The organism is Nguyenibacter vanlangensis, from assembly GCF_013376155.1.
Lineage (GTDB): Bacteria > Pseudomonadota > Alphaproteobacteria > Acetobacterales > Acetobacteraceae > Gluconacetobacter > Gluconacetobacter vanlangensis.
The window spans coordinates 1-7,823 of record NZ_JABXXP010000096.1; the positions used below are offsets into that span (position 1 = coordinate 1).

The following is a 7,823-nucleotide window of genomic DNA, read 5'->3' on the forward strand; positions in this document are numbered from 1 at the left end:
TCCCGCCGGACGAGGGCGACACATCGCCGCCGCCGTCGATGCCTGTTGCATCGCAGCCGTCGTCGATGCCTGTTGCACCGCCGGCGATTGCGGGCCAGCATCAGGCCCTGCCCCCGCCGACGCCGTATCAGGCGGGCACGGACGGGGGAGGCGGCTCGGGCAAGGGGGCGCCATTGTCCCTGCTGCCCCCGCCGACACCCGACACGCCGCAGGATCAGCCCGCGGCGCCGCAACCCGGTCCGGATCAGCCGCAGCCGGGACAGCCCCAATCCCTGCTTCCCCGCTAGCCGGGGCGGCCCTCGGGCAAGAGGGCGGGATGGGTAATGACGCCATCGGACGCGAGGAGAGCAGACTTCCATGAGCCCGACGGATTATGCCGGCCCCGACGGCCGCTTCATGCCGCCGCCGCACCAGGCCGCCCTGCTGCTGGATTTCGACGGCACGCTGGTGGATATCGCCCCCACCCCGGAATCGGTGGTGGTCCCGCCCGGGCTGCCGCAGGTGCTGCGCCGCCTGCGGGCGAAATGCGGCGACGCGCTGGCGGTGATTTCCGGCCGCGCGGTGGACCAGATCGACCATTTCCTGGGCGACGTGCCCTATGCCGTGGCGGGCGAGCACGGGATCGCCGTGCGGCACCGCCCGGACGGCCCCATCGTCCGCGCCGACCTGCCGCAATATCCGCCCGACTGGCTGCAGGCGGCCGAAAGTCTGGCCGCCGCCCATCCCGGCGTGCGGATCGAACGCAAGATCGCGGGCTTCGTGCTGCATTACCGCGCGGCGCCCGAGGCCGCCGACCTGCTGCGCGACGCGGCCGAGGGCTGGATCGCCTCCGGCAACGGCGCGTTTCATATCCAGGCGGCGAAGATGGCGTGGGAAATCCGGCCGCATGGCGTCGACAAGGGCCACGCCGTCGCCGCCCTGATGCAGTCGCCGCCCTTTGCCGGGCGGCATCCGATCTTCGTCGGCGACGACGTAACCGACGAGGACGGCATCCGCGAGGCCGTCCGGCTGGGCGGGGTGGGGTTCCGGATCCACCGGGACTTTCCCGACCCGACCGCGTTCCGGACATGGCTGGCCGGCCTGACCGAAGGGGGGGACGACAGATGGGGCGCCTGATCATCGTATCGAACCGCGTGCCGTCGCCGCGCGAACGCACGCAGCCGGCGGGCGGATTGACGGTCGGGCTGCGCGACGCGCTGCGGGGCGGCGAGTCGCTGTGGTTCGGCTGGTCGGGCAACCTGGTCGACAGCGACGCCGACCCCGTGCCGGGCTTCGACACGGTCGCGGGCGTCACCTACGCGACCATCGACCTGACGGCGCGGCAGCACGAGGGATTCTACCAGAATTTTTCCAACGGCATCCTCTGGCCGCTCTTCCACTACCGCATCGGGCTGATGAGCTACGCGCGCAGCGACTGGCAGACCTATCTCGAGGTCAATGCCATGTTCGCGCGCACCCTGCTGCCGCTGCTGCAGCCGGACGACGTGATCTGGATCCACGACTACCACCTGTTCCCGCTGGGCCAGGCGCTGCGCGACCTGGGGGTCACGACGCGGATCGGCTTCTTCCTGCATATCCCGGTGCCGCCCTGGAGCCTGATCCGCTGCCTCCCCGGCGTCGAGCTGCTGCTCGAGGACATGCAGGCCTATGACGTGTTCGGGGTGCAGACCGACGAGGACGCCGACAATCTCAACCAGTCCTTCCGCCTGAACGGGCTGATGGAGCGGGCGCAGGCCTTCCCGATCGGCATCGACCCGCACGAATTCCGCGCCCAGGCCGAAGCCGGCATCGCGCGGGACGAGGCCGCGCGGCTGCAGGCCAGCCTGCGCGGGGCCGCGCTGATCCTGGGCGTCGACCGGCTGGACTACTCCAAGGGCCTGCCCGAGCGTTTCCGCGGCTACGAGGCGCTGCTGGAGCGCTATCCGGAACATCGCGGCAAGGTGACGTTCCTGCAGGTGGCGCCGGTATCGCGCGGCGACGTCGAGGAATACCGCCTGCTGCGCCGTCAGCTCGACGAGCTGACGGGCCGGGTCAACGGCGCCTATGCCGAATTCGACTGGACGCCCATCCGCTATATCACAAGGCCGATCGGCCGCGACATCCTGGCGGGTTTCTACCGCATGGCGGACGTGGCGCTGATCACGCCGCTGCGCGACGGCATGAACCTGGTCGCCAAGGAATATATCGCCGCCCAGGACCCGGCGGCGCCCGGCGTGCTGGTCCTGTCCCATTTCGCCGGCGCCGCCCCCGAGATGGGCGAGGCCGTGCTTGTCAATCCTTTTGATGCCGACGAGATCGCCGACGCCCTGCATCAAGCATTGACAATGGATGTGCACGAACGCCGCCGCCGCTGGCTGGCCTTGGACGAGGAAGTCCGCCGGACCACCGCCGGAAGCTGGGCCCGGGACTTCCTGCGCGCACTGGATGAGGCGCCGCCGGTCTGTACACCATGAAATCTCATGTTTTCAGGCGCGTCGACATCCGGCTATGGCTCCCCCTGACGCTCGCCGCCGCAGGCGCGATCGCGCTGGGAATCGCCGAATGGGTCGAACACGGGCTCGGCATGGCGCCGTGCGGGTTATGCCTGTGGGAGCGCTGGCCATACCGGCTGCTGATCGCGCTCGGGATACTGGCGGCGCTGGCACGCGGCCGCGGCCGGCGGGGAATCGTCTGGCTGTGCGTCCCGGTCCTGATGGCGGCATGCGGCCTGTCGGTCGTGCATGTCGGCGTGGAACAGGGATGGTGGCCCAGCCCACTGCCGGAATGCCGGGCCCCCGTCTTCCACGGCGGAACCTTCGCCGAACGGCTGGCGGCCATGCCGCTGCGCCCCGCCAAGCCGTGCGACGCCCCAACCTATCTGATCAGCGGGTTGAAGCTGTCGATGACCGCGATGGGCGGCCTGTACGCTCTGGGTCTGCTCGGGATCACCACGTCCTGCCTCGTCCGCGGCCGAAGAACAGACCGACGATGAACAGGATCAGGAAAATGAAGAACAGGATCTTGCCGATATAGGCGAAATTGGCGGCCAGGCCGCCAAAGCCGAATGCCGCCGACACCAGCGCCAGGACCAGAAAGATCAGCGTCCAGCGTAGGAAGTCCATGGCGAAGTCCTCCGATTTATGTGAATGGACTAAGGGGTCCATCAAGGATCCCAATGCGTGGGCCTCGTGCGAGTTGCCGCATGCGGCCGCGGCGGCCATGGAAACAGTCAGTACCGGGTGACAGATCGTGCCGGATTTTCGTTCTCTCTACCGTCATGGCTTTGCACGCGTCGCCGGGTGCACGCTGCCCGTGGCCCTGGCCGATCCGGCCACCAACGTCGCACGCATGGTCGAGATGGTGCAGACATGCGACGCCGAGGGCGTGGCGCTGGCGGTATTTCCGGAACTGGGCGTGTCGGGATACGCGATCGAGGATCTGCGCCAGCAGGACGTGTTGCTGGATGGGGTGGGTACCGCCCTGGCCACCCTGGCAGCCGCGACAGCCGAAATGACGCCGGTCATCGTCGCCGGCGCACCGCTGCGGCATGGCGACGCGCTGTATAATTGTGCCGTCATCCTGCATCGCGGTACGATCCTGGGGGTGGTGCCCAAGAGTTTCCTGCCGAACTATCGCGAATTCTACGAGGCCCGGCAGTTCGCCGCCGGCGTGGGGCAGCGCGGGCAGAGCATCCATGTCGCCGGCCAGACTGCGCCCTTTGGTCCCGACCTCCTGTTCGAGGCCGAGGATGTGCCAGGTCTGGTCATCGCGGTCGAGATCTGCGAGGACCTGTGGGTGCCGCTGCCGCCCAGCACCGATGCCGCACTGGCCGGGGCTACCGTCATCGCCAACCCGTCGGCCAGCGACATCACGGTCGGCAAGGCCGACATCCGCGACCTGTTATGCCGGTCACAATCCGCACGCGCCATCTGCGCCTATGTTTATGCGGCGGCCGGAGAGGGGGAGTCGACGACCGACCTGGCCTGGGACGGTCAGGTGTCGATCTATGAGAACGGTGTGCTGTTGGCCGAGACGGTGCGCTTTCCGCAGGGGCCCCACCGGGCCACGGCGGACGTGGACCTGGACCTGCTGCGTCAGGAGCGCAGCCGGATGGGCAGTTTTGCCGACAATCGCGCGGCGCGTCCGGACGCCGGCTGGCGGCGGATCGGCTTCGCGCTGGCACCGCCGGCCGGTGATCTGGGCCTGAAGCGGCGGATCGAACGTTTTCCGTTCGTCCCATCCGACCCGGCGCGGCTAGAGCAGGATTGCTACGAAGCCTGGACCATCCAGGTTTCGGCGTTGAAGCAGCGGCTGCAAGCGACCGGAACACGGCGCATGGTGATCGGCGTATCCGGCGGCCTGGATTCGACCCAGGCGCTACTGGTGGCCACACGAGCGGCCGACGAACTGGGGCTGGGGCGTGAGGCGGTGCTGGCCTATACGATGCCGGGTTTTGGGACCAGCCCGGGCACGCAGTCCAACGCCCTGGAACTGATGCGCGCCCTGGGGGTGACGGCGACGGAACTGGACATCCGTCCGACTGCCCGCATGATGTTGCAGGAGCTGGGTCATCCCTTCGCCAGTGGCATGCCGCTCTATGACGTGACCTTCGAGAACGTCCAGGCCGGGTTGCGGACCGATTTCCTGTTCCGCCTGGCCAACCAGCATGGCGGGATCGTTATTGGTACCGGCGATCTGTCAGAATTGGCACTGGGATGGTGCACCTATGGTGTCGGTGACCAGATGTCGCATTATAACGTCAATGCGGGGCTGCCCAAAACGCTTATCCAGCATCTGATCCGCTGGGTGATTGCGTCGGGGAGGGTGGACGGTGCGGTGGGTGGCGTATTGCAGGCGATCCTGGACACGGAGATTTCGCCCGAGCTGGTTCCGGCAGGCGATGATCAGGCCCTGCAGAGCACCGAGGCCCGAATTGGTCCTTACGCGTTGCAGGATTTCACGCTGTTCTATGTGCTGCGTTATGGTTTTCGTCCGTCGCGTATCGCTTTCATGGCCGAGATTGCCTGGAAGGATCCTCAGGCGGGAAACTGGCCGCCCGGTTTTCCTCAAGATAAGCGCGTAGCCTATGATCTGCCGACGATAAGGCATTGGCTTTCGGTCTTTCTGGCCCGGTTCTTCGGTTTCAGCCAGTTCAAGCGTTCGGCGGTACCCAACGGGCCGAAGGTGGTGGCAGGCGGGGCATTGTCGCCGCGCGGCGACTGGCGCGCGCCGTCGGATGGCAATGCGCGGTTGTGGCTGGATGAGCTGGAACGTAACGTTCCCTCGGGCTGATACTGGTACTGCCGGATCTCTAGTCCCGATCTTGTGTCAGGCGACCGATGATAGGGGGTTTGCATTGAACGGTCCAACATCGTTATGATTTGTGCGCGGACCGGCTATGTACTTGCCCAGTCTTCCAAGAAATCGGACTTTTTCCGAAAGAGGCGCCAGGTTTGCTGTCTGTGCCAACAAGAATCGTGACATGAATGCAGAATTCTCTGGCATAAGTCCGAACAGCACGCTAAAAGCCGCCTCCGCCGAGATATGATGAACGTGGCGGACAGCACGCTGCGACCTTTTTATGTCCTGACAGGAGCGTACAGAGTCAATGAGCAAAGCCTTCATCGCCGCAGTAATCCAGGATTCGATCGACTGCACAGGTGTCGCTGCCAACCAGGCGGCCACGGACCTGATGGCCGCTATCATCCGGGAACTGAAGAAGGAAGGTGGGTTTACCCTGCCGTCATTCGGCACCTTTACGGTCAAGAAGACCAAGGCGCGCAAGGCGCTGAATCCCCGTACGGGTGAGCCGGTAAAGGTGAAGGCCGGCAAGACGGTGCGCTTCAAGGCCAGCCCGAACCTGAAAAAGGCGGTCTGAGACGGCCGGGCCCCCGCATATGCGGGGGCCCGTGAGGCCGTATCGGGGTAACCTGGGATGTGCCGTTCCGGTCGAAACATTGGAATGGTTGCGGGTATTATGCGCTCTATATTTCCATTTGTACGAAAGCGGCCTGTTAACAGTCATATGTAGAAATGATGGCGCTCGCGCCATGTAGCGCGGACCATTGTTTGTAGACGCGGCCTCATGTGGCGAGACTGGTCCGTGTCGCTACGCTCCGTGAAGCTGTTCCGGCCCGATACGCCAGAAATTAGCTGGCCGATGGTGGAAAATTGTTGACGGCGGCATAGAACATACCAAGGATATCTTGGCCGATAACCGCGACAAGGCCGACAATAACCAGAACGACCAGGATGGCGACAAGGCCATATTCCAGCATGACGGCACCGGTCCGGTCTCCAGAGAGGGAAAGCAGAATTTTCACGGCATGCCTTTCCGCACGGGCCGACAGATCATGCTTGGCCGATTGGTTTGCAAGAAATGGTTTCTGATCTCAAAAAATATACAACTGTTCTGTATTGGCTTTCTATGTCGACGATTGGACCAGAATTCTTCTAGTCCCCTTCTTTATGTCACGAAAAAATCAGCGATCAAGAATTATTTTTAAATCAACACCTCCAGTCGTTTCAGAGCCGGTATTTTTGCGTGGCGGCATGGGGTGCGATGCGGGGCCTGACGTAAAGAACTCAGTATTTGAAGGAGAAGCTTCAAAAATACGGGTTGAATGAAGAGTATCCTGGGCCAGGCAGAAAACCGTGATTGTATTCGCTGAAGTGGCCAAGCAGGCCGTCGCGACATTCCGGAGGACGCCCAGGAGCTATTCAGGTGAAATAGATTGGCTGGGGCGGGAGGATTCGAACCTCCGCATGGCGGAATCAAAATCCGCTGCCTTACCGCTTGGCTACGCCCCAATGGCCCGAACACCTTGGCTCCGTCCTTCTAATGGGTCGGGCGGGGTGGCGTAAAGGGGGCTTTTGCCTCCTTTTTCGGATGCTCCGCAGGCTGATGCCGGTCAGGGATAGTTTGGATGGGGTTCCAGCGGCAGATCGATGGACGGGTCGATCTCGCTGGAGTGAGTCGTCGCCGCTTCGGCAGTCGCGCTAGTGGCGGAGCGGCGGCGACCGTATTCCAGCAGATTGCCCAGCCGCGCGGCCCGATCCAGGGCCTGATCCAGGGCCGCCATGGTGCTGGACAGGTCTTCGCTGTCGTCGCAATCCCAGGCACGCAGCGTACAGGTCCAGACACCGACCAAGCCTTTGACCCGCAGGGTGCCGATCAGGCCCGTGACGTCCAGCCCGGCTGCACTCGCCATCCAACGCATGCTTTCGTAGGTCGCTGCTCCCAGCCCGGCTGCCAGCAACGGGTCGAAAGGAAGGGTGCGCAGCACGGCGCGCACCCCGGCGCGATATTGTTGCAGTACATCAAAACGGCGCATCAGCAGGTCGAACAATTTTTCGCGCACCGTGCCGGTGCTGCCGTCATCCACCAGGGCGGATTCGTCGGCCAGGCGGCCCAGTTTCAGCAGCAGGGCCGCCTTGACCGGGTAGCGCCGGCGGGCTTCGTCCAGCGGAATGCCGGCGTCGCGCGCCGCGTCGACGATCGTAAGGCGCCCCCATCCGGACAGGGCGGTGCGGTCCATGGCGGCGCGGAGCAGGGCATCGTCGAACTGGTCGTTATCCATGGTCTTCTGGAACATCTTCTGTTTTCGGCTTCGTCCGGCCGATCCGGACAGGTTGAATCGCCATTGCGGTTAAATTACGGCGGGGGCGGGCGCAAGTTCGCCGAGTGGCCGGGGTGCCGGCCATGCAATCCGTTCAGGACGCCAGTTCGCGGGCGCGACGGGACGCGGCGCGGATGGCACGGTCCAGCGTGGCCGGCCATGCATCGGGCGCCATCAGCACGGACAGCGCTTGCTGCGTCGTCCCGCCCGGACTGGTCACGCGGC

At 64.7% G+C, this 7,823-nt stretch carries 9 protein-coding genes, 1 tRNA gene and 1 pseudogene; 6 read left to right on the forward strand and 5 right to left on the reverse strand.

Features of this window, described 5'->3' with window-relative positions:
- The 4 genes and pseudogenes from HUK84_RS22830 to HUK84_RS07330 all read left to right on the forward strand — a co-directional run.
- Window positions 1-287, forward strand: a pseudogene (locus HUK84_RS22830) (DUF2155 domain-containing protein); the annotation flags it as partial.
- A 70-nt stretch (window positions 288-357) separates the two neighbouring features.
- Window positions 358-1,116, forward strand: coding sequence for a trehalose-phosphatase (gene otsB, locus HUK84_RS07320; protein WP_176639702.1), 759 nt, complete (start codon window positions 358-360; stop codon window positions 1,114-1,116).
- Window positions 1,104-2,453, forward strand: a complete 1,350-nt coding sequence (locus HUK84_RS07325) for an alpha,alpha-trehalose-phosphate synthase (UDP-forming) (protein WP_176639703.1) — start codon at window positions 1,104-1,106, stop codon at window positions 2,451-2,453. Before otsB ends, HUK84_RS07325 begins: the two co-directional genes overlap by 13 nt.
- Window positions 2,450-2,971 carry a disulfide bond formation protein B gene (locus HUK84_RS07330; protein WP_176639704.1) on the forward strand — a complete coding sequence of 174 codons (522 nt, stop codon included), beginning with the start codon at window positions 2,450-2,452 and terminating at the stop codon, window positions 2,969-2,971. The genes HUK84_RS07325 and HUK84_RS07330 overlap by 4 nt, the downstream gene beginning before the upstream one ends.
- On the opposite strand, the gene HUK84_RS07335 is transcribed toward HUK84_RS07330, so the two are convergent.
- Window positions 2,925-3,101: a DUF1328 domain-containing protein gene (locus tag HUK84_RS07335; RefSeq protein ID WP_176639707.1), complete on the reverse strand. Its 177-nt coding sequence runs from the start codon at window positions 3,099-3,101 to the stop codon at window positions 2,925-2,927. The genes HUK84_RS07330 and HUK84_RS07335 overlap by 47 nt on opposite strands.
- A 127-nt stretch (window positions 3,102-3,228) precedes the next feature.
- Here HUK84_RS07335 and HUK84_RS07340 point away from each other — a divergent pair, with 127 nt between their 5' ends.
- On the forward strand, window positions 3,229-5,271 hold the full coding sequence (locus tag HUK84_RS07340; RefSeq protein ID WP_176639705.1) for an NAD(+) synthase: 2,043 nt from the start codon (window positions 3,229-3,231) through the stop codon (window positions 5,269-5,271).
- Between the two features lie 316 nt (window positions 5,272-5,587).
- Window positions 5,588-5,857: an HU family DNA-binding protein gene (locus HUK84_RS07345; RefSeq protein WP_176639706.1), complete on the forward strand. Its 270-nt coding sequence runs from the start codon at window positions 5,588-5,590 to the stop codon at window positions 5,855-5,857.
- Between the two features lie 271 nt (window positions 5,858-6,128).
- On the opposite strand, the gene HUK84_RS07350 is transcribed toward HUK84_RS07345, so the two are convergent.
- The 4 genes from HUK84_RS07350 to HUK84_RS07365 form a co-directional block, all read right to left on the reverse strand.
- A complete protein-coding gene (locus tag HUK84_RS07350; protein WP_176639701.1) occupies window positions 6,129-6,302 on the reverse strand; it encodes a hypothetical protein in 174 nt (57 codons plus the stop codon).
- A gap of 412 nt (window positions 6,303-6,714) precedes the next feature.
- A tRNA-Gln gene (locus HUK84_RS07355) sits at window positions 6,715-6,789 on the reverse strand.
- A 101-nt stretch (window positions 6,790-6,890) separates the two neighbouring features.
- Window positions 6,891-7,559: a TetR family transcriptional regulator gene (locus HUK84_RS07360; RefSeq protein ID WP_176639708.1), complete on the reverse strand. Its 669-nt coding sequence runs from the start codon at window positions 7,557-7,559 to the stop codon at window positions 6,891-6,893.
- A 133-nt stretch (window positions 7,560-7,692) separates the two neighbouring features.
- Window positions 7,693-7,823, reverse strand: a 131-nt coding sequence (locus HUK84_RS07365) for a pyrroline-5-carboxylate reductase dimerization domain-containing protein (protein ID WP_281362759.1), incomplete at its 5' end; no start/stop codon positions are given.